Annotated in this window: 17 protein-coding genes; 6 read left to right on the top strand and 11 right to left on the bottom strand. The window is 72.0% G+C overall.

All coding sequences use genetic code 11. The annotated features are described in order from the left end of the window. Nucleotides 1-100: 100 nt before the first annotated feature. The 3 genes from ACZ6YG_RS25860 to ACZ6YG_RS25850 are packed head-to-tail and all read left to right on the top strand — an operon-like array spanning nucleotide 101 to nucleotide 2,996. Nucleotides 101-1,216 (top strand): DUF4185 domain-containing protein, encoded by a 1,116-nt coding sequence (locus ACZ6YG_RS25860; RefSeq protein ID WP_219545064.1) that lies wholly within the window; start codon nucleotides 101-103, stop codon nucleotides 1,214-1,216. Then, complete coding sequence (locus ACZ6YG_RS25855) at nucleotides 1,213-2,229, top strand: DUF4432 family protein (RefSeq protein WP_466019420.1); 1,017 nt, start codon at nucleotides 1,213-1,215, stop codon at nucleotides 2,227-2,229. The genes ACZ6YG_RS25860 and ACZ6YG_RS25855 overlap by 4 nt, the downstream gene beginning before the upstream one ends. Then, nucleotides 2,226-2,996: an SDR family NAD(P)-dependent oxidoreductase gene (locus ACZ6YG_RS25850; protein WP_148035639.1), complete on the top strand. Its 771-nt coding sequence runs from the start codon at nucleotides 2,226-2,228 to the stop codon at nucleotides 2,994-2,996. The genes ACZ6YG_RS25855 and ACZ6YG_RS25850 overlap by 4 nt, the downstream gene beginning before the upstream one ends. On the opposite strand, the gene ACZ6YG_RS25845 is transcribed toward ACZ6YG_RS25850, so the two are convergent. Beyond that, nucleotides 2,985-3,608: a DJ-1/PfpI family protein gene (locus tag ACZ6YG_RS25845; protein ID WP_148035640.1), complete on the bottom strand. Its 624-nt coding sequence runs from the start codon at nucleotides 3,606-3,608 to the stop codon at nucleotides 2,985-2,987. The genes ACZ6YG_RS25850 and ACZ6YG_RS25845 overlap by 12 nt on opposite strands. Then, a complete protein-coding gene (locus tag ACZ6YG_RS25840) occupies nucleotides 3,608-4,570 on the bottom strand; it encodes a GlxA family transcriptional regulator (RefSeq protein WP_466019419.1) in 963 nt (320 codons plus the stop codon). The genes ACZ6YG_RS25845 and ACZ6YG_RS25840 overlap by 1 nt, the downstream gene beginning before the upstream one ends. A gap of 160 nt (nucleotides 4,571-4,730) precedes the next feature. Here ACZ6YG_RS25840 and ACZ6YG_RS25835 point away from each other — a divergent pair, with 160 nt between their 5' ends. Beyond that, a complete protein-coding gene (locus tag ACZ6YG_RS25835; protein WP_187281525.1) occupies nucleotides 4,731-5,132 on the top strand; it encodes a peptidase inhibitor family I36 protein in 402 nt (133 codons plus the stop codon). Then, a complete protein-coding gene (locus tag ACZ6YG_RS25830; RefSeq protein WP_466019418.1) occupies nucleotides 5,129-6,400 on the top strand; it encodes a hypothetical protein in 1,272 nt (423 codons plus the stop codon). The genes ACZ6YG_RS25835 and ACZ6YG_RS25830 overlap by 4 nt, the downstream gene beginning before the upstream one ends. A 118-nt stretch (nucleotides 6,401-6,518) precedes the next feature. On the opposite strand, the gene ACZ6YG_RS25825 is transcribed toward ACZ6YG_RS25830, so the two are convergent. From ACZ6YG_RS25825 to ACZ6YG_RS25790, 8 genes are all read right to left on the bottom strand, one after another. Further along, complete coding sequence (locus tag ACZ6YG_RS25825) at nucleotides 6,519-7,745, bottom strand: enolase C-terminal domain-like protein (RefSeq protein WP_466019417.1); 1,227 nt, start codon at nucleotides 7,743-7,745, stop codon at nucleotides 6,519-6,521. Next, on the bottom strand, nucleotides 7,732-10,827 hold the full coding sequence (locus tag ACZ6YG_RS25820; RefSeq protein WP_466019416.1) for a glycoside hydrolase family 38 N-terminal domain-containing protein: 3,096 nt from the start codon (nucleotides 10,825-10,827) through the stop codon (nucleotides 7,732-7,734). Before ACZ6YG_RS25820 ends, ACZ6YG_RS25825 begins: the two co-directional genes overlap by 14 nt. Continuing rightward, nucleotides 10,827-11,636, bottom strand: a complete 810-nt coding sequence (locus ACZ6YG_RS25815) for a carbohydrate ABC transporter permease (RefSeq protein ID WP_364229106.1) — start codon at nucleotides 11,634-11,636, stop codon at nucleotides 10,827-10,829. Before ACZ6YG_RS25815 ends, ACZ6YG_RS25820 begins: the two co-directional genes overlap by 1 nt. Then, the gene (locus ACZ6YG_RS25810) at nucleotides 11,633-12,460 is read right to left on the bottom strand and encodes a carbohydrate ABC transporter permease (protein WP_148035647.1); all 828 of its coding nucleotides are present in this window, start codon (nucleotides 12,458-12,460) and stop codon (nucleotides 11,633-11,635) included. Before ACZ6YG_RS25810 ends, ACZ6YG_RS25815 begins: the two co-directional genes overlap by 4 nt. Continuing rightward, entirely contained in the window at nucleotides 12,460-13,710 is a 1,251-nt protein-coding gene (locus ACZ6YG_RS25805) for an ABC transporter substrate-binding protein (RefSeq protein WP_466019415.1), read from the bottom strand. The genes ACZ6YG_RS25810 and ACZ6YG_RS25805 overlap by 1 nt, the downstream gene beginning before the upstream one ends. A 17-nt stretch (nucleotides 13,711-13,727) precedes the next feature. Then, a complete protein-coding gene (locus tag ACZ6YG_RS25800; protein WP_219545052.1) occupies nucleotides 13,728-14,429 on the bottom strand; it encodes a FadR/GntR family transcriptional regulator in 702 nt (233 codons plus the stop codon). A 53-nt stretch (nucleotides 14,430-14,482) separates the two neighbouring features. Continuing rightward, complete coding sequence (locus tag ACZ6YG_RS25795; RefSeq protein WP_466019414.1) at nucleotides 14,483-15,046, bottom strand: DUF305 domain-containing protein; 564 nt, start codon at nucleotides 15,044-15,046, stop codon at nucleotides 14,483-14,485. 83 nt (nucleotides 15,047-15,129) lie between these two features. Next, nucleotides 15,130-16,005 carry a hypothetical protein gene (locus ACZ6YG_RS25790; protein ID WP_466019413.1) on the bottom strand — a complete coding sequence of 292 codons (876 nt, stop codon included), beginning with the start codon at nucleotides 16,003-16,005 and terminating at the stop codon, nucleotides 15,130-15,132. A gap of 188 nt (nucleotides 16,006-16,193) precedes the next feature. Here ACZ6YG_RS25790 and ACZ6YG_RS25785 point away from each other — a divergent pair, with 188 nt between their 5' ends. After that, nucleotides 16,194-16,685, top strand: a complete 492-nt coding sequence (locus tag ACZ6YG_RS25785) for a hypothetical protein (protein ID WP_466019412.1) — start codon at nucleotides 16,194-16,196, stop codon at nucleotides 16,683-16,685. A 3-nt stretch (nucleotides 16,686-16,688) separates the two neighbouring features. Here ACZ6YG_RS25785 and ACZ6YG_RS25780 read toward each other — a convergent pair whose 3' ends face one another. Beyond that, nucleotides 16,689-17,930: a DUF1266 domain-containing protein gene (locus ACZ6YG_RS25780; protein WP_466019411.1), complete on the bottom strand. Its 1,242-nt coding sequence runs from the start codon at nucleotides 17,928-17,930 to the stop codon at nucleotides 16,689-16,691. Between the last annotated feature and the right edge of the window lie 24 nt (nucleotides 17,931-17,954).

Below are 17,954 nucleotides of genomic sequence, written 5' to 3'. Positions count from 1 at the left end.
AGCACCCCGTTTTCACCGGGTCCTCCTGGCGGCGTGAGGTCTAGACAGTAAGTGATCTGATGACTAGAACTGTAGGGAACCCCCACCCCTAGGACGTGTCATGGCGCGACTCAGAGCAGCACTCCTTTCCTTGGTACTCGCCCTGTCCACCCTCACCGCCCTCCCCCAGCCCGTCGCCGCGGCCGCATCCGACTGCGCCCCCGCCTTCCAGGGCTCCTCGGTCAACCAGCGGCTGACCACGCTCTTCACCACCTACGGCGACGACAACAGCCGGCTCGACGACTGGACCGGCGCCGACGGCACCTACTCGGTCCGCCTGCCCAACGGGCGCGAGCTGTGGGTGTTCTCCGACACCTTCCTGGGCCAGGTCAACCCCGACGGCTCCCGCCCCCCGGTGGTCGAGGAGGGCGGCACGACCGTCTTCCTGAACAACTCCTTCGCCGTCGAGCGCGACGGCCGGCTGCGCACCATCACCGGCGGCACGAGCCAGGCCCCGAAGGCCGTGATGCCGCCCCGCGACCAGAACCACTGGTACTGGGCCGGCGACGTGACGCTGGCCGGCGGCATCGTCGAGGTGACCTACCAGGAGTACGAGCGCTTCGGCCCGGGTGCGTGGGACTGGCGCTGGCACCGCAACGTGGTGGCCAGGTTCCCCCAGGGCAGGCTCGACCGGCCGCTCAGCGTGCACGACCTGCCGTCGGGCAACGGCGTCGCCTGGGCCTCCGGCATACTCAAGGACGGCCGTCACACGTACGTCTACGGGGTGGAGGACCACGGCTCGCCCAAGTACATGCACGTCGCCAGGGTCAAGGGCGACAGCCTGCTCGGCGCCTGGGAGTTCCTGACCGCCGACGGCACGTGGTCGCCCGACGAGGCGGACTCGGCCCGCGTCATGGACGGCGTGGCCAACGAGTACAGCGTGACCAAGATCGGCGACGGCTACGTGCTCATCACGCACGACACCACCGAGGTGCTCAGCGCGCGGATCGTGGCGTACTCGTCGTGCTCCCCCACCGGCCCGTTCACCGGCAAGCAGCTCCTCTACACCACCCCCGAGACGGGCGGGAACATCTTCACCTACAACGCCCACGCCCACCCCGCCGTCGACGGCGACGGGCTGGTCGTCTCGTACAACGTCAACAGCTTCGTCAACACCGACCACTACCGGGACGTGTCGATCTACCGGCCCAGGTTCATCGACGTGAGATTCGGATGACGATCAACCGCAACTGGGGAGCCCGCCTGCGCCACGGCAGCGTGGGCGGGCTCCGCGCGGTCACGCTGGAGAACGAGCTGCTCCGCGTGACCGTGCTGCCCGGCAAGGGCGGCGACGTGGTCGAGTTCCTGCACAAGCCCACCGACACCGACTTCGTCTGGCTCTCCCCGCAGGGCCTGCGCGACCCGCGCGAGTACCTGCACGGCGCGGCCGACGACGTGGCCCAGTTCGTCGACCACTACGAGGGCGGCTGGCAGGAGGTCTTCCCCAACGGCGGCGCGCCCAGCGAGTACCGGGGCGCCCGGCTGGCGCAGCACGGCGAGGTGTCCGGCCTGCCGTGGGAGTACGAGGTCGTGGCCGACTCCGAGCGCGAGGTCGCGATCCGGCTCTCGGTACGGACCAGGCGGCTGCCGTACCGGCTGCAACGGACGCTCCGCCTGCGGTCGGGCATCGCCGCGCTGGAGATCGACGGGCGGGCCGCCAACGAGTCCGGCCTCACCCTGCACGCCATGTGGGGGCAGCACCTGGTGTACGGGATGCCGTTCCTGCGGCCGGGAGCCAGGATCAGGCTGCCCGACGGCGTGCGGGTGATCCCGCACGCGAGCGCCATCAACCCGGAGGGGCGCAGGGTGAAGGCGGGCGGGCCGTGGGACTGGCCGGTCGTGCCCGCCGACGGCGGCGGCGAGGTCGACCTGAGCGTGATCCCCGAACGGGGCGCGCCCAGCGACATCGTCTACCTGACCGGCTTCGAGACCGGCTGGTACGAGATCATGGCGGACATCGGGCTGCGGGTGGAGTGGGACGCCGAGGTGCTGCCCTATCTGTGGCTGTGGCAGGAGCTCGGCGCCACCACCGGATATCCCTGGTGGGGCCGGGCGTACACGGTCGGGCTGGAGCCGTTCTCCAGCATGCCGACCGACGGGCTGGCGGCGGCGGTCGCCAACGGGACCGCCCTCGCCCTGGGGCCGGGCGGGACCAGGGCCCTGTCGATGCGTGCGGAGGTGCTGGCGTGAGTGAGTTCGACGGCAAGGTGGCGCTGGTCACCGGCGGGTCCATGGGCATCGGCCGGGCGGTCGTGGACCGGCTGGCCGCGGGCGGCGCGTCGGTGGTGTTCTGCGGCGCCGACGAGGGGGCGGCGGTCGAGGGCGAGCGGGTCACCGGCGTGGTCGCCGACGTGCGCAGCGCCGCCGGCATGCGCGACCTGGTGGAGCTGGCCGTGAGCCGCCACGGCGGCCTGGACGTGGTGGTGACCTGCGCGGGCGTGCAGCGCTACGGCACCGTGGTCGACACCCCCGAGGAGGTCTGGGACGAGGTCCTGGACGTCAACCTCAAGGGCGTCTACCTGACCTGCAAGGCGGCCGTGCCCCGGCTCGCCGAGCGCGGCGGCGGCTCGATCGTGGTGGTCTCGTCGGTGCAGGCGTTCGCCTCCCAGACCCAGGTGGCCGCCTACACGGCCAGCAAGTCGGCGCTGAACGGGCTGGTCAGGGCGATGGCGCTGGACCACGCCGGTCAGGGCGTCCGGGTGAACGCGGTCTGCCCCGGCTCGGTCGACACCCCGATGCTGCGCTGGGCGGCCGACCTGTGGCGCGGCGAGCTGTCGCAGGACGAGCAGGTGGCGCGGTGGGGCGCCGCGCACCCGCTCGGCCGGGTGGCCCGGCCGGAGGAGGTGGCGGAGCTGGTCGCGTTCCTGGCGGGCCCGCGCTCGTCGTTCATCACCGGGGCGGAGCACCGCGTGGACGGCGGCCTGCTGGCCAGGAACCCTGCGGCGCTACCGGAGTAGGGCCGCCGCGCGCTCGCGCAACGCGTCGGAGGCCTTCCCGATCGCCCCGGCGTCGAACGGCGGGTCCGGGTCGTACTCGATGACGAGCTGCACGGCCTCGGCGGTCTCGGTGTCGGCGGCCTGGCCGAGCAGGGTGAGCGCCATGTCGATCCCGGCCGACACCCCGGCGGCGGTGACGATCTTGCCGTCGACCACCACCCGCTCGGTGACCGCCCGCGCGCCCGTGTCGGCCAGGAAGCCGGTGACCGCCCAGTGGCTGGTCGCCCGGCGCCCGCGCAGCAGCCCCGCCGCGCCCAGCAGGAGCGAGCCGCTGCACACCGAGGTGGTCCAGCGGGTGTGCGCGTCGGCCTCGCGGATCCAGCCGACCAGGGCCTCGTCGGCGAGCGCTTCGAAGGTGCCGATGCCGCCCGGCACCACGATCACGTCGGGCCTCGGCACCTCCTCGTAGCCGGCGGTGGCGGCGATGCTCAGCTGACCCCGGTCGTCGGTCACCGGTCCCGGCTCGGCCGCGACGAAGGTGACGGTCCAGCCGGGCGCGAACGCCAGCACGGTGTACGGTCCGACGGCGTCCAGCGCGGTGAACCGGTCGTAGAGGGGGATGGCGACGTGCATCAACTCTCCTTGGTGTGGAACCGGCGGCGGTAGTCGCCGGGCGAGACGCGCAGGTGGCGGCGGAAGACGCGGTAGAGCGTCTCGGGCCGGCCCAGCCCCGACTCCCGGGCCACCCGGTCCAGCGGATGGTCGGTGATCTCCAGCAGCCGCCGGGCGGTGTCGGCGCGGCTGCGCTCGACGTACCTGCCCGGAGACGTCCCGGTCTGCTCGGTGAAGACGCGGGAGAAGTGGCGCTCGCTCATCCCGGCGCGCCTGGCCAGCGCGGGCACGCTCAGGTCGGCGGCCGGGTTCGCGTCGATGAACGCCTGCAGTTCGCGCAGCGACTCGTCGCGCGGGGCGGGGAGGCTCATCGGCATGCTGAACTGGCTCTGCCCGCCGGGCCTGTGCAGGTAGACGACCAGCCCGCAGGCCACCCGCCGGGCCAGCTCGTGACCGTGGTCGTCGGCCACCAGCGCGAGCGCCAGGTCCACGCCGGCGCTGACCCCGGCCGAGGTCCAGAGGTGGCCGTCGCGGATGTAGATCGCGTCCGGCTCGACCGTGACCCCGGGGTACCACGCGCCGAGCTTGTCGGCGACCAGCCAGTGGGTGGTGGCCCGCCGGCCGTCGAGCAGCCCCGCCGCGGCCAGCAGGAACGCGCCGCTGCACACGGACGCGGTGCGGCGGGCCGCCCGTGACAGCCTGACGATCTCCTCCAGCGTCTCCGGGTCGCGGGCGTGCGTCATCGTGGTCATGCCCCCGGCGACGACGAGCGTGTCGATCGGCCCGCCGACCTCGCGCAGGGGCGTCCGCACGGCGACCTCGACGCCGTGCTGCGCGGCCACCGGGCCCGCCCTCGGCGCCGTCACCTCGACCTGGTAGCCGCCCCTCGTCACCAGGTCCGCCGCCGCGAACACGTCGGCGGGGCCCGCCAGGTCGAGCAGTTGGAAGCCCTCGTAGACCACCAGGACGATCCGCCTCTTCATGGCTTCCATGCTTGGGCCGGGCCTTCGGGGCGTCAATGACACGACCATTGCGGATTACGCCACCGGCTTTACCGGAAGACACGCGCCATGACCTGGAGTATGCGTACGCGCACGCTAGGTTAGCGACATCCCCGGGAACGCACTGACCAAGGAGGTCCTCTTGAGGCTGTCCACCGTCGTGGCCGCCGTCCTGCTCGCCCTGATCGTCCCCGGCGTGGCGGAGGCGAGCCCGGGCGGGGCCTGCTTCCAGGGCCGGGTCTGCCTGTACGCGGGCTTCGCGTTCAACCGCAGCCAGGTCGACCTCTGGCGCGACTTCGTCCACGACGACACCAACTTGGCCGACGACACGTGGTTGAAATGGGACTACACCGACTCCTGGCACACCATGGACAACGCGACCAGCTCGGCGAGAAACCGGCTCGGCTGCCCGGTGACGCTCTGGCAGAACCCCCACTTCACCGGCGCCCACAGCACGCTGGACCACGCCACGGGCGACGGTTTCCTGGCCAACAACGCCATCGGCAACAACCGCGTCAGCTCGCTCGACATCTGGTGCCGGTGAACCGGCTCCTCGCCCTGGGTCTGGCGCTGTCGCTGGCGGCCGGGTGTACGCACGCGCCGCTTCCTGAGGAGCCCGCCGTCGCCTCGGCCGAGGACCTGTTGCTGCCGTTCGACGCCTACAAGCCCACGCCGGGCCAGCGGGCGCTGCTCGACACCGCCCACCGTTCGCTGGTCTCCCGCTGCCTCAAGCGCCGCGGCATCTCCCGCCGGCTCCTGCCGGCCCCGCCCGACCCGCGCAACTCCCGCCGCTACGGCGTCGTGGACCACGACCAGGCCCACCGCTTCGGCTACCACCTCCCCACCACCGACGAACCGGCCGAGCCTGGGAAGACCGACGGCGCGGGAAGAACCCGCCGGACCGACCGCTCCGAAACGACCAGCAGCTCCAGGAAGACCCGTACCACCGAAACCACCGACCGCTCAGGTACGGTCCGCCAGGTCGGCTCGGGAAAGACCCGTACGGCCGAAACGACCAACCGCGCGGGGAAGATCCGTCGGAGCGAGACGACCAGCCGCTCCGGTGCGGCCCGTCGGAGTGAGGCGACCGGCCGCTCCGGTGCCGCCCGCCAGGCCGAGACGACCGGCCGCTCGGGTGCGGCCCGCCAGGCCGAGACGACCGGGCGCTCGGGTGCCGCCCGCCAGGCCGAGACGACCGGCCGCTCGGGTGCGGCGCGGAGGGACGGCCGTTCGGGGGAGGCTCGGCGGGGCGGCCGTTCGGGGGAGGCTCGGCGGGGCGAGAAGGCTCGCCGTCATCTGTACGTGCTGCCCTGGTGCGAGGGGCGGGCGGCGGAGCGGCTCGCGCCTTCGGAGCGGGCTCCGTGGGACTGGCTGGCCCAGCGGGACACGCGTACTCTCGAACGCTCCTCGACACGGCCCGAGGTCCGTGAGGCGATCACGGGATGGGTGGCCTGCATGCGGGACGCGGGCCACCCGTACCCGTCACCGGAGGCGGCGATCGGCGATCCCCGGTGGGACCTCGACAAGCGCGCGATCAGCGCCGACGAGAAGCGCACGGCCGTGGCCGACGTCGTGTGCAAGTGGTCGTCGGGGCTGGTGGCCCGCTGGTTCGCGGCCGACGCCGCGCTCCAGCGGGCGCTCGTCCACAAGCACGCGGGCCGCTTCGCCCTCCTGCGCGCCGACCTGAACGAGCGCGTCCAGCGAGCCACCACCCTCCTGCAACGTCACACGGCCAAACCGGTAAGGCGCCACGGCTCCGCAAAGACGGCGAAGCCCAAACGTCATCACCCCAACTCGGCCAGAACGAGGTAGACGCCGGGAAACACCGGCGGAGCGGCCGGACCGGTGTATGGCAGGGCCGACGTATGGCAGGGCCGACGTATGGCAGGGCCGACGTATGAGGGGTTCGGCTCCGCCGGGACGGCGAAGCTCAGAGTTCCGCCGGGACGGTCGGGTCGGCGAAGTGCTGGTTCGGCACCCGAGCGAACCAGCCGGGCCGCCCCGGGTCGCGGTCGTAGGGGTAGCCGCCCTCGCGTTTGTAGAGCTCGGCGTAGCGGGCCACCCGGTCGCGGTCGAGCCGCACGCCGAGCCCCGGCCCCGACGGCACCGGGATGGCGCCTCCGGAGTAGGCCAGCTTGCCGCCCTCGATCACGTCGTCGCGGAGCTGGTGATAGTGGGCGTCGGCGGCGTACGTGAGGTTCGGCAGCACCGCGCCGAGGTGCAGCATGGTCGCGAGCTGGATGCCCAGCTCGCCGGACGAGTGCACGGCCACGTCCACCTGGAACGTCTCGCACACCCCGGCCGCCTTCACGCACGCCCGGACGCCGCCCCAGAAGGTGGTGTCGAGCAGCACCACGTCCGCCCCGCGGCGCAGCACGTTCGCGGCGAGCTGCTCGAAGTTGACCACCACGGTGTTGGTCGCGATCGGCACCCGGACCCGCTCGCGCACCAGCCGGAGCCCTTCCAGTCCGAGGACAGGGTCCTCCAGGTAGTCGTTGTCCAATGGCTCGATGGCCTGCCCGAACCGCAGGGCCTCGGCCATCGACAGCACCGCGTTCGGGTCGTACCGGAGCCTGTCGCCGGGGAAGGCGGCGGCCAGCGCGCGGTAGCACTCCAGCTCGTAGTCCGGCGGGAACACGCCGCCCTTCAGCTTGTGGACGGTGAACCCGTGCGCCGCCTTCAGCGCCCGCGTGTGCTCGACGAGCTGCTCGGGCGTGCGCACCTCGGCGAAGCCGTCGGCGGCGTAGCGGAAGAACAGGTACGAGGCGAACGGCACCTCGTCGCGGATCCGCCCGCCCAGCAGGTCGCAGACCGCGACCCCGAGCTGCTGCCCGATGAGGTCGAGGCAGGCGAACTCGATGGCGGCCAGCAACTGGGTCCGGTTGTTGTAGAGCGACGCCGTCGGGTTGGCGATCTTGAAGCGGAGCGTCTCCAGCTGGAACGGGTCGTGGTCGCGCAGGTACGGCAGCAGGCCGCGGAACGCCGCTTCCGCGCTCTCACCGCCGCCGCCCATCTCGCCCAGCCCGACCAGCCCGTTGTCGGCCTCGACCTCGACGATCGTGCGCACGAAGCGGCCCCAGTGTGCGCCGTTGCTGTGCCGCAGCGGGGCCTCCAGCGGCACGGCGACCGTGGTGGCCCGGATGTCAACGATCTTCACAAGTCCCCCAAACCGCGGCGACCCCGCAGGCGGGGATCCGCACCTTGACCGATTCGCCCGTCACCTGGAGCGGCTCCGCCGCGCGGTCCAGCCCCGCGCTCACCCGGGCGGCACGCAGTCCGGGCAGCTCGACGGTCACCTCGACCGGCTCGGCGGCCAGCGACCGCAGCCGCACGACCCGCTCGCCGCCCGCCTGACCGAGCGAGGTGACCAGCACGTCCGGATGGTCCACCGACACGTACACGCGCGCCGGCTCGGCCGACGGGGAGGGCAGCAGCGCGCCGGTGAACGGCTCGGTCAGCCCCGCCGCGGTCAGCGCCCCCAGCCGCCTGCCCGGCACGCCCGCCGCCGAACGGACCGCGTACCGGAAGGTGGTCTCGCCCTGCTGCTGCGCGGGGAAGTTGGTGTCCCAGATGTTGTTGAGCGCCCACGAGTAGACCGTGCCCGGCTCCTCGTCCAGCGTCGGCGGGAACGGCGCGTACGGCATGTGGATGGTGCCGAGCTGCACCAGCGGCGCTTCCAGCGTCGCCCAGGCGACGGTCAGCTCGGGGTCGTCGAACGCGATCCAGTGCCGCATGGGCAGCATGTACGCGGCCGAGCCCGGCACGCTCGGCACGTCGGGGCCGCCCACGCCGCCCGTGAGCTCCCACGCGGTCGCCTCGCCGGTGGCGAACGGGAAGGCCAGGAAGACCGCCTCCTTGGCCGGGGTGCCCTGCTTGGCCAGCTGGTAGGTGAGGTCCAGCCGGGGCACGCCGTGGTGCAGTTCGACCGTGGTGCGCAGCCAGTCGACGCCCTTGCCCCGCAGCTCGACGACCAGCTTCTCGCCGACGGCGGTCCGCTGGGCCCTGACGATCGTGGCGTTGCCGGCGATGGCGCGGTCGCCGAGGAGGGTGCGGTCGTGCGCGCCGACGTGCCCGGACAGGTGGTTGAAGTGCGGCGCGGTGGCGTAGCGGTCGTAGACGTACTGGCCGAAACCGGCGGCGGCTTCCTGGTTGACCAGCTCCCGGCCGGCCTTCTTGTCGAAGACCGAGGAGATGTAGCCCTCGCGGACGTCGTAGGTCACCCGGTAGAACTCGTTCTCGATCACTCCGCCGAGGTCCGGTTCGACCGGTTCCGGCGCCTGGGTCTCGCCTCTGACGACATCCAGCCGTACGTACCCGTACCCGGGCAGGTCGGGCACCACGGCGTGGATGTGCCGCCCGATCGGCCGGGTCGGCCAGTCGTCGGGGTCCACGTACTCCTCGTGGTGCGGCAACCGCTCCCCGGTGCGCGCGTCCACCAGCGCGATCGGCACGTCCACCGCCACCACGTCCCTGGGCAGGAACGTCCGCACCACGTCGGTCCGCCGCGCGGTGCCCGGGTTGAACACCGCGAAGGCCGCGAGCGCGCCCTCTCCGGGAGCGGCGCCGTCCCCTGACGCGACGCCGATCCCGGCGAGGGCCGGCCCTCCGGTGCCGCCGTCCAGCACGGCGGCCGGCTCTTCCGCGCCGGTCAGCGCGGCGGCGAAGTGGCGGGTGGCGGCCTGGAGCAGGTCCGCCGCGTCGTCCTGGGCGTCGTAGGCGCCGGACGACTTGCGCGTCCACTGCAGCCCGCCCGAGTCGCCCGCCTCCTCGGCGTCCTCCCACGGGTTGGCCGCGCCCCAGGTGTGCTCGTTGAACAGCGCCACCTTGTCGTAGGCCGCGTCCACCTGCTCGGTGGCGTCCGCCCCGGCCAGCGTGTGCAGCGTCTCGGCGGTGCGCAGCGCGGCCTGGGCCCGCCGCACGTACCCGAGCGGACGCGCCCCCGACCCGAGCCCGTCGGCCCACCAGTCGGTCCAGTCGCCCTCGTGCACGGCCAGCCTGTCGTGGTGGTGCTCGGCCACGTGGTCGAAGAAGTCGCTGTTGACCGCCGACCGCAGCCGCGGCCACGCCCACTGCTCGCGCCACCGGCGGGCGATCGACGCCGGCACGATCGACGGCCCGGCGTTGTCGGCGTGCGCGCCCTGCACCCGCAGGTGCAGCACGTCCAGCTCGTACGGTTCGCGCGGCGCGTCCGGCCCCTGCCACCCGAACGTGCCGGGCCCGTACGGGTAGCCGCGCGAGGCCAGCGCGGCCAGGTAGCGCGGCAGCAGGTCGTCGGCCAGCTCGTAGGAGTCGGTCAGCCCGACCGTGTTGCCCTCCATGTACGCCATGCCGTGCGGGGTGTCGGTGAACCACACGAGCAGTTCGTTCCCGCTCGGCGCCCGCCAGCGGAACGGCCGGGTCAGCTTCTCCCCGCCGTGCAGGTACGGCACGGACCGGCCGGCCCAGTTGTGCGCGGCGGCCAGGTAGCGCACCCCGGCCGACGACAGCGCGTCGATCAGGCCGACGACCGCGCCCGGCACGTCGGTGTGCATGGCCGACCGGGTGGCGAACCCGTACGCGCGCTCCAGCCTGGTGGTGAAGCGGAGCTGGCGGTACAGCTCCTCGGTGGAGCAGGCCTCGGTGTGCAGCTGGAACGGCAGCGCGGTGACCTCGATGACGCCCTCGCGGGCCAGCTCGGCGAACCGGTCGACCTGCTCGGGCGGGCGCGCGTCCAGCCACTTCAGCGCGGGCATCGACGACTCGACCGTCCACCGGAACTTCGCGTCGTCCGGCCAGGAGGCGGTCTCGTCGGCCAGCCGCACGGCCGCGTCCAGGTAGTCGAGATGGTGGCGGAGCACGGTGCCCTGCGGGTCGGTGTAGCCGATGTCGAGGTGCGAGTGGTGCACCACGAACACGGTCCACTTGCGCTGCGGCGTGACCGTCACCTGGGCGGTGCCGACCACCCCGGCGGCGTCGCGGCACTCCAGCGTCAGCGTGCGCGGCCCGTCCACCTCCGGCACCAGCAGCGTCACGTCCGTGCCTGAGGCGCTGTCGACGCCGACCAGCACGTGCGTCAGCGGCACCGTGCTGGACACCCGGACCGCCTGGCGGCCGTCGTGGGTGAACAGCGGCAGCACCGCCACCCGCACCTCCAGCCCGCGCAGGCTGATCACCGGCGTCGAGGTGTCGGTGCGCAGCGCCTGGCGGATCCCGTCGTAGTCCGGGGAACCGAGGCTCCGCTGCAGCAACCGGCTCGTCATCACACACTCCCTAGAGAAAGGCCACGGGCGAACAGCCGCTGGGTGGCGAGGAACAGCACGACCGTGGGCAGCGAGACCACCAGGCCCGCCGCCAGGCCGACCGGGACCGGCGTCCCGGCGTACACGTCGGTCATCAGCCCGGCCAGGGCGGTCATGACCGGACGCACCTCGGCCGTCTGGGTGAGCGTCAGGCCGAAGATCAGGTCGTTCCAGATGAAGGTGAACTCCAGGATGAACACGGCCGCCAGCGCGCTGGTCGACAGCGGCAGGTAGATCCGCCAGAAGATGCGGAACGTGGACGCGCCGTCCATGCGGGCCGCCTCGAAGATCGAGAACGCCACCCCGGTGTAGAAGTTGCGCAGCACGAACGCGGCCAGCGGCACGTTGATCGCCGTGTAGATCAGGATCATCCCGAGGCGGCTGTCGTACAGTCCGGCGTCGCTGTAGCCGACGAAGAGCGGCACGAGCAGCATCTGCGCGGGGAAGACGGTGCCGCCGAAGATCAGCAGGAACCACCAGAACCCGTGCCGCAGCCGCAGCACCACGATCGTGTAGCCGGCCAGCGCGCCGACGAGCACGCCCAGCGCGGGCGAGACGACGCTGTAGAGCGCGGTGCTGGCCAGGCTGGCGCCCAGGTCGGCGCTGTCCAGCGCGCGCAGGAAGTTGGTCACCAGCGAGAAGTCCTCCGGCGGCGCCCACGCCCGCGACGGGTCGTAGGAGTCCGCCGGCCGGGAGGCGTTCACCAGCAGCAGGTAGGTCGGCCCGAGCCAGATCAGGCCGAGCACGATCAGCACGGCACGCCGGATCATCGCACCTGCCTCCTGAGGTAGAGGTAGGACGCCAGCCCGGTCACCACGGTGAGCACGACCGCCACCGCCGAGCCGTAGCCGTAGTCGCTGGCCACGAACGTCTCCTTGTACATGGTCACCGCGAGCGTCTCGGAGTTGCGGCCCGGCCCGCCCTGCGTCAGCACCCAGACGATGTCGAACGTCTTCAGGCTCGCCACCAGCGCCAGCCCGACCACGACCGCCGTCAGCGGGCGCATCAGCGGCCAGATGATGTGCCGGAACAGCTGCCACCCGGACGCCCCGTCCAGCCTGGCCGCCTCGATCGGCTCCTTCGGGATCGACTGCAGCCCGACGACGAACAGCAGCGTGTTCACGCCGAGCTGCTGCCACGTCCAGACCAGCAGCATCGCGATCGTGTTGTGCGGCGCCTCCTGCAAGAAGGCGGTGTCGACGCCGAGCAGGTTGTTGGCCACCCCGTCGTGCGACAGGATCGGGCTCCACACCAGGGCCAGCCCGGCGCCGCTGAGCGCGTACGGCAGCATGAACGGCAGCCGGTACCACCCGCCGCCCTTGATGTCGTACGAGAGCACGGCGACGAGCAGGCCCAGCCCGACCGGCAGCACCATCGTGCCGATCACCCAGATCAGCGTGTTGCGCACCGAGGTGAGCAGGACGGGGTCGTCGAGCAGCTTGACGAAGTTGGCCGGGCCGACCCACTCCGCCGGCGCGAGCCCGTCGTACCGGGTCAGGCTCAGGTACGCCGTCCACACGAACGGCGCATAGAGTAACCCGGCGACGAGCAACGCGGCCGGCGCGACGTACCCGTACCTGAACCGCCCGAGCATCACTGGTGCGTGCTCCAGTACTCGTCGGCCTCCTTCTGGATGGTTTCCAGCACTTCCTGGAGCGTGCTCGTGTCGGTGACGAACTTGGAGAAACCGTCCAGGGCAGCGGTCAGGATGGGCGGCGGGGTGGCCTCGAAGTAGCGGTTGACCAGGCGGTACTCGCCGCTGCCCGCGTCCTTGGTGACCTGGCCGAGCGCCTCGTCGGCGATCTCCACCTTGGGGTTGGCGCTCACGTCGCCGCGGGCGGTGGCCCACTTCTCCTGCGCCTCGGCGGTGGTCCACCACTTGAGGTACTTGGCGCTGGCCGCCGGGTCGGGCGCCTCGGCGAGGGAGCAGAGGGGGCCGCTCTCGAAGATCATGGACGTCTTGGGGAGCGAGGCGTCGACGTTGGGGATGACGAAGAAGCCGTAGTCCTCGCCCGCCTTCATCTCGCGCTGGGTCATGCTCGTGTTGAACCAGGTGCCGAACGACACCATCGCCGCCTTGCCGTTCTTCAGCACGTCACCGGGGTCGGTCTTGTCGCCCGGGTTGATGAAGTAGCCGGCGTCGATGAGCTCCTTCCACTTCCGCATCACGGCGACCACACCCGGGTCGGTGTACTTGGCCTGGCCGGTGGACAGCCGGTCGTACAGGTCGGGGTCCATCCCGGCCATGAGCTGCTCGAACCAGACGAACGAGAACAGCACGCTGGTGTGGTAGAACGCCTTGACGTCCTTCTGCTTCAGGGTGTCGGCGATCTTGACCAGGTCGTCCCAGGTCTCGGGCGGCCGCAGCCCGTGCTCGTCGAAGATCTTCTTGTTGTAGAACATGCCCCAGTACGCGACGTTCAGCGGCACGCAGTACTGCTTGCCGTCGACGGTGAAGTAGGGGGCCAGGTCCTGCGGCAGGTCGCCGTTCGCGACGGCCTCCTGCCAGATCGCGGTGGTGTCGGCGACCTGCTTCTGCTTGACGATCTCCGCCAGCATCCCCCCGGTCTGCCAGGTGAAGAGGTCGGGCTTGACGTTGGTGCGGAAGGAGGCCTTGATGAACGCCTGATACTGCGCGGAGTCGGTGTAGCCCGTCGGTTTCATGCTCAGGCCGACGGACTGCTTGGACAGGGCCCCCATCTGCTCGAAGTACTCGCTCCAGGCGCCCTTGTCGTTGTAGAGGGTCAGCTCGGTCTTCTGCTTCGGCGCCTCGGCGCCGTTCCCGCCGCAGGCGGCGAGAAGGACGGCTGCCATGCCGATCGTGGCCACTCGTGACCGGACCATGTTCCCGGCCTCCTTGATCATTCGGGGGGGTGGTGCAACCTCTGCTCGATGACCGTCTTCACGTCCACCAGGTGGGCCCGCATGCGCTCCTCGGCCGCCGCGGCGTCGCGCGCCTCGATCGCCTGGAGGATCGCCAGGTGCTCCTCGTAGTCGCGCCGGCGGTCGTCGAAGATCTGCAGGATCGCCTGCTGCTCGGCCGCGTGGACGGTGAGCAGCGAGTCGACGACCTCGTGCAGGACGGTGTTGCCCGCCATCCGGGCGGTGGCCCGGTGGAAGGTCATGTTGGCGTCGTGCAACTCGGCGTCCTGGCCGCGCAGGTGGGCCTCCGCGTCCGCGAGGACCCGCTTGAGCGCCGTGAGCTCCGCCTCGGTGCCGTGCCCGGCGGCCATCGCGGCCAGCGGCGGCTCGATGACGATGCGCGCGCCCAGCAGGTCGAGCAGCTTGGGCGCGTGCATCGCGCGCATGTTGGGGTTGGGCAGCACGAGCCGCTCGATGGCGGCGCCGACGTAGATGCCGGACCCGTGCCGCAGCTCGATCGCGCCCGTCGCCTCCAGCCTGCGCAGCGCCTCGCGCAGCGTCGGCGTGGTGACGGCGAACCGCTGGGACAGCTCTCGGGTGGAAGGCAGCCGGTCACCGGGCCGGTGCCCGCCCTCGCGGATGAGCTCCAGCATGCGCTCGGTGAGCGCGTCGGAGAGGGTGGGCCGTGCTACCTCTGACATATCAAGTGATCTAATCACTTATCCGCATACGTGTCCATGGCGGAAGCTGTTTCCTAGCCGGCGACCTTGATGAGCAGCTGCCGCATCTGCTCGATCTGCGCCTTGCGCGACTCCTGCACCTGAGCCGCCCAGCGGGTCGCCTCGTGGTTCACGCCATCGCGGACCTCCTGAGCGGCCATCTGGACCGCCCCGTCCTGATGGGCCAGGAGCAGCCTCAGCAGCTCCGGCTCGAACGGCTTCGCCGACCTGAGCGCGGCGATCTTCTTCCGGTCGGTCTCGGGCAGCCCGCCGTGGTGGTCGTGCGCCCCGTCGGGCGGCGTGATCGGCTGCCCCCACGCGTGCAGCCAGCGCAGCATCATCTCGACCTCGCTCTGCTGCGTGCTCACGATGGCCGCCGCCAGCGTCTTCAGCTCCTCCGTGGTCGCCCGCTCGGCGCCCACCCCGGCCATCTCGATCCCCTGCCGGTGGTGTTGCACCATCATCTGGACGAACATCACGTCGTCGGCGTTCACCGGCGGCTCACCGGCGTCGCCGGACCCGCAGGCGGCCACCAGCAGGAGCGCCAGGGCGGCGAGCCAGCGCGCCACCCCGCGGTCCCGGATCGTGCTCTCGCCCACCGGCGCTCCCCTGGCTAGGAGAAGAAACCTCCCCAGGTTTGGGCATACCAACCCGGTGCGTCAAGGGACGCGCCCCGCCGCCCTCACCAGCGCAGGCCCGAGCTCAGCACGTGCCCGCCGAACGGGCCGTCACCGGTCTCACGCCACCCGGCCCGCGCCGCGTACTCCGGCCCGTACGGCGGCCTGATCTCGTGCCAGCCGCACGTCTGGATCTGGCCCTCCGACGTGAGGTGCATCCGGTGACACTTCAGCTCCTTGGTGACCGGCTTCTCCAGGAACGTGTCGTACGCCTGCACCACCATGTCCGCGCGGGTACCGACCGGGCCGCGCAGCCGGCTCCTGATCAGCATGCGGCCGTCGCGGATCCTTACACACGCCTCCAGCTGGACGCCGTCGCCCGCGTCGGCCCACGTGCTGCAGCGGTCCCCGGCGCCCTGCCCGGCCGTCACGGTGGCGGCGACGGACGGCGGCGGCTCGGTGCCCCAGCTCCGGCCCGCGAGCACCCCGCCCAGGAAGGAGATCACCGCCGCCGTCGCGGTGGCGACGGCGGCGGTCAGGAGCGGCACCGACCGGCGGGGGGACGGGGCGGGCTGGAGAGCGGCCTCGCGGCCGCGGTGCTCGGCGGCCCTGGCCCGCCAGCCGCGTTCCTCGCCCTCCAGCCGCTTGCGCAGCTCGTCGATGCCGCGGCCGAGCGCGATCAGCGTCCGGGCCCGCTCCGGGGGCAGCTCCAGCGCGGTGGCGATCTGCCGCATCGCCTCCTCGCCGGGCAGGCGGTTGCGGTCGGCGAGCTGGCGGGCTCCCGACAGCCAGCGGGAGATGAGCGAAGGGCTGGCGTCGGCGACCCGGTTCGCCAGGTACTTCTGCGGGCGTCCCCGCGAGCGCAGCGCCTCCCTGATGCCCTCCGCCGCCTCGTCCAGCGCCGCGGCGAGCCGGTCCACGAGCTCCTCGAACGTCCCCATCCCGGCGCGCACCCCCTCCCGCAATTGTTCGCCGGACCGTGGAACCGCAGGTGAAGCCAGGGGTGCAAGGCCGCGCACGATTGCACGCCATGCACCCTCTGGCCCCGCCAGCGGCCCGGGGTCAACCTGCGTCTTGCGAACCACTCATGCTCGCACAGCAGTGCGAGCCGAAGCCTTGAGGAGACATCATGCGATCCCTGATCGTCGGGCTCGTCGCCGCCGCCGCGCTGACCGGTCTGCCCGCCGCCGCGTCCGCCCAGTCGTCCGCCCAGTCGTCCACTCAGTTGCCGACCTGCTCCGGGAAGCGGGTGATGCGCGAGGCGGTCCACACGCGGGAGATGCTGAAGGCGGCGTACATCCACGTGTTCTACGACTCCCGCACCTCGACCGCCTGCGCGTACCTCAACTCCACGAACGCCACCTGGGGCACCAGGAAGCACATGACGATCATGCTGAAGCACTGTGCCCGCCCCAGCAGCGCTTTCGGCCGGTGTGACGGCCAGCTGCAGTCGACGGCCAGGCGCGGCTGGTACACCGGCCGCACCGACACCGCCCGGCTGAAGATCTCGCGCGGCTGCGTCATGGCGACGGGCCGCATTTACTGGGGCAAGCACTACGGCCTCTTCCACACCCGGTCCACCGTGTGCGCGAGCGGCGCCGGGGGCGCGGGCCGCGGCTAGCCGTCAGTGCAGGGGGACCGTGTTCCACGGGCTGTCGGGGGCGGCCAGGAGGGCCCGGTGGGCGTCCAGGACCGTGGTGTACCAGTCGCCGAACGTCTCCTCGTCGAAGTGCAGGCAGCGGCCGAGGATGTAGCCGGCCGAGAACTCCGGCCACGAACCGTACGCGGCCTGCACCGCCTTGCCCGCCCGCTCGACCGCGGCGTGCACCTCCTGCTCGCCGGCGTACCGGGCGCCGCGGCCCCACCGGGCCACCATGGTGGCGCGGCCCAGGTCCCAGGCGGCGACGGTGCGCACGTACCCGTCGGGCGGGAGGAGGCCGTCGGCCCGGAAGCGCGACTCGTACCGCATGATCTTGCCCGCGAGCCCGCGCAGGCTCGCCGCCAGGTCGTCCAGCTCCTCGCCGGAGACCTCGTCCTGGAGCTGCGAGCGGATGCTCTGCTCGACGCAGTCGCGCCACACCACCGGGTCGACGCGCCGCTCGCCCGTCTCCTGGGCCAGCCAGAGGCGGGCGCCGAGCACGTAGTCCCACACCCACGGGCTGAGCTCGGCGGCGAGCAGCAGCTCCGTGGTGTCCAGCCAGCTGTCGTGGCCGTCGATCCCCCAGCTTCCGGCCAGCCGCTCGACCTCGCTGCTGTAGCCGGCGCCGTGCCAGTCCAGCGTGTTCCAGGCGTCGCCGTTGCCGTAACACAGGTGGGCCCCGCAGGCGAGGCCGCGCAGCAGGCCCTCGTCGTGCGGCATGCCGGTGCGGCGGGTCTCGATGCGGTCGCAGGTGCCGTCGGGCTCGAACAGCTCGTCGTGCAGCCCGAGCCAGGTCTCCCGCTCGTCCTCCCCGGCCAGGAACGCCCGCGCGCACGGCGTCGCCCCGTTGACCAGGAGGACGCGTACGTCCCGCGGCCAGAGCGAGATCAGGCCCCGCAGCGTGATGAACTCGTACACCACGTCGGGATGCGGCCGGGGCAGCACGCCCACCGTGTATACCTGCACGAGCCGGCGTCCGTCCGGCAGCGTGGTCACGTGCAGCGGCGCGGCGCCGTCGCTGCCCACGGCCTGCCCGAGAGCCACCGGCCGGTAGAGCCCCTCCGCCGCGACGATCCTCAGGTAGGCCAGGTGCGCCTCGTCGCCGCCCTCGCGGCACAGCTCGTACAGCCGCTGCTCCCTGAGCGCGGGCGCGAGCCACCGTTCCCCTGCCGGTGGGTCGTCCATGCTCGGGAGCACCTCGTCGTGCGTCTCGTCCTGGGGAGGCATGGGCGAAATATAGCGACTTAATGG

This window comes from Nonomuraea sp. NPDC054003 (assembly GCF_055585125.1).
This window is presented reverse-complemented; position numbering and strand designations above follow the sequence as displayed.

What these genes read in the sequence shown, in the direction of transcription:
- ACZ6YG_RS25780 (WP_466019411.1), bottom strand. Translation starts at nt 17,930, where the DNA reads ATGCCTCCCCAGGACGAGACGCACGACGAGGTGCTCCCGAGCATGGAC.
- ACZ6YG_RS25820 (WP_466019416.1), bottom strand. Translation starts at nt 10,827, where the DNA reads ATGACGAGCCGGTTGCTGCAGCGGAGCCTCGGTTCCCCGGACTACGAC.
- ACZ6YG_RS25855 (WP_466019420.1), top strand. Translation starts at nt 1,213, where the DNA reads ATGACGATCAACCGCAACTGGGGAGCCCGCCTGCGCCACGGCAGCGTG.
- ACZ6YG_RS25860 (WP_219545064.1), top strand. Translation starts at nt 101, where the DNA reads ATGGCGCGACTCAGAGCAGCACTCCTTTCCTTGGTACTCGCCCTGTCC.
- ACZ6YG_RS25815 (WP_364229106.1), bottom strand. Translation starts at nt 11,636, where the DNA reads ATGATCCGGCGTGCCGTGCTGATCGTGCTCGGCCTGATCTGGCTCGGG.
- ACZ6YG_RS25845 (WP_148035640.1), bottom strand. Translation starts at nt 3,608, where the DNA reads ATGCACGTCGCCATCCCCCTCTACGACCGGTTCACCGCGCTGGACGCC.
- ACZ6YG_RS25840 (WP_466019419.1), bottom strand. Translation starts at nt 4,570, where the DNA reads ATGAAGAGGCGGATCGTCCTGGTGGTCTACGAGGGCTTCCAACTGCTC.
- ACZ6YG_RS25810 (WP_148035647.1), bottom strand. Translation starts at nt 12,460, where the DNA reads ATGCTCGGGCGGTTCAGGTACGGGTACGTCGCGCCGGCCGCGTTGCTC.
- ACZ6YG_RS25800 (WP_219545052.1), bottom strand. Translation starts at nt 14,429, where the DNA reads ATGTCAGAGGTAGCACGGCCCACCCTCTCCGACGCGCTCACCGAGCGC.
- ACZ6YG_RS25785 (WP_466019412.1), top strand. Translation starts at nt 16,194, where the DNA reads ATGCGATCCCTGATCGTCGGGCTCGTCGCCGCCGCCGCGCTGACCGGT.
- ACZ6YG_RS25790 (WP_466019413.1), bottom strand. Translation starts at nt 16,005, where the DNA reads ATGGGGACGTTCGAGGAGCTCGTGGACCGGCTCGCCGCGGCGCTGGAC.
- ACZ6YG_RS25805 (WP_466019415.1), bottom strand. Translation starts at nt 13,710, where the DNA reads ATGGTCCGGTCACGAGTGGCCACGATCGGCATGGCAGCCGTCCTTCTC.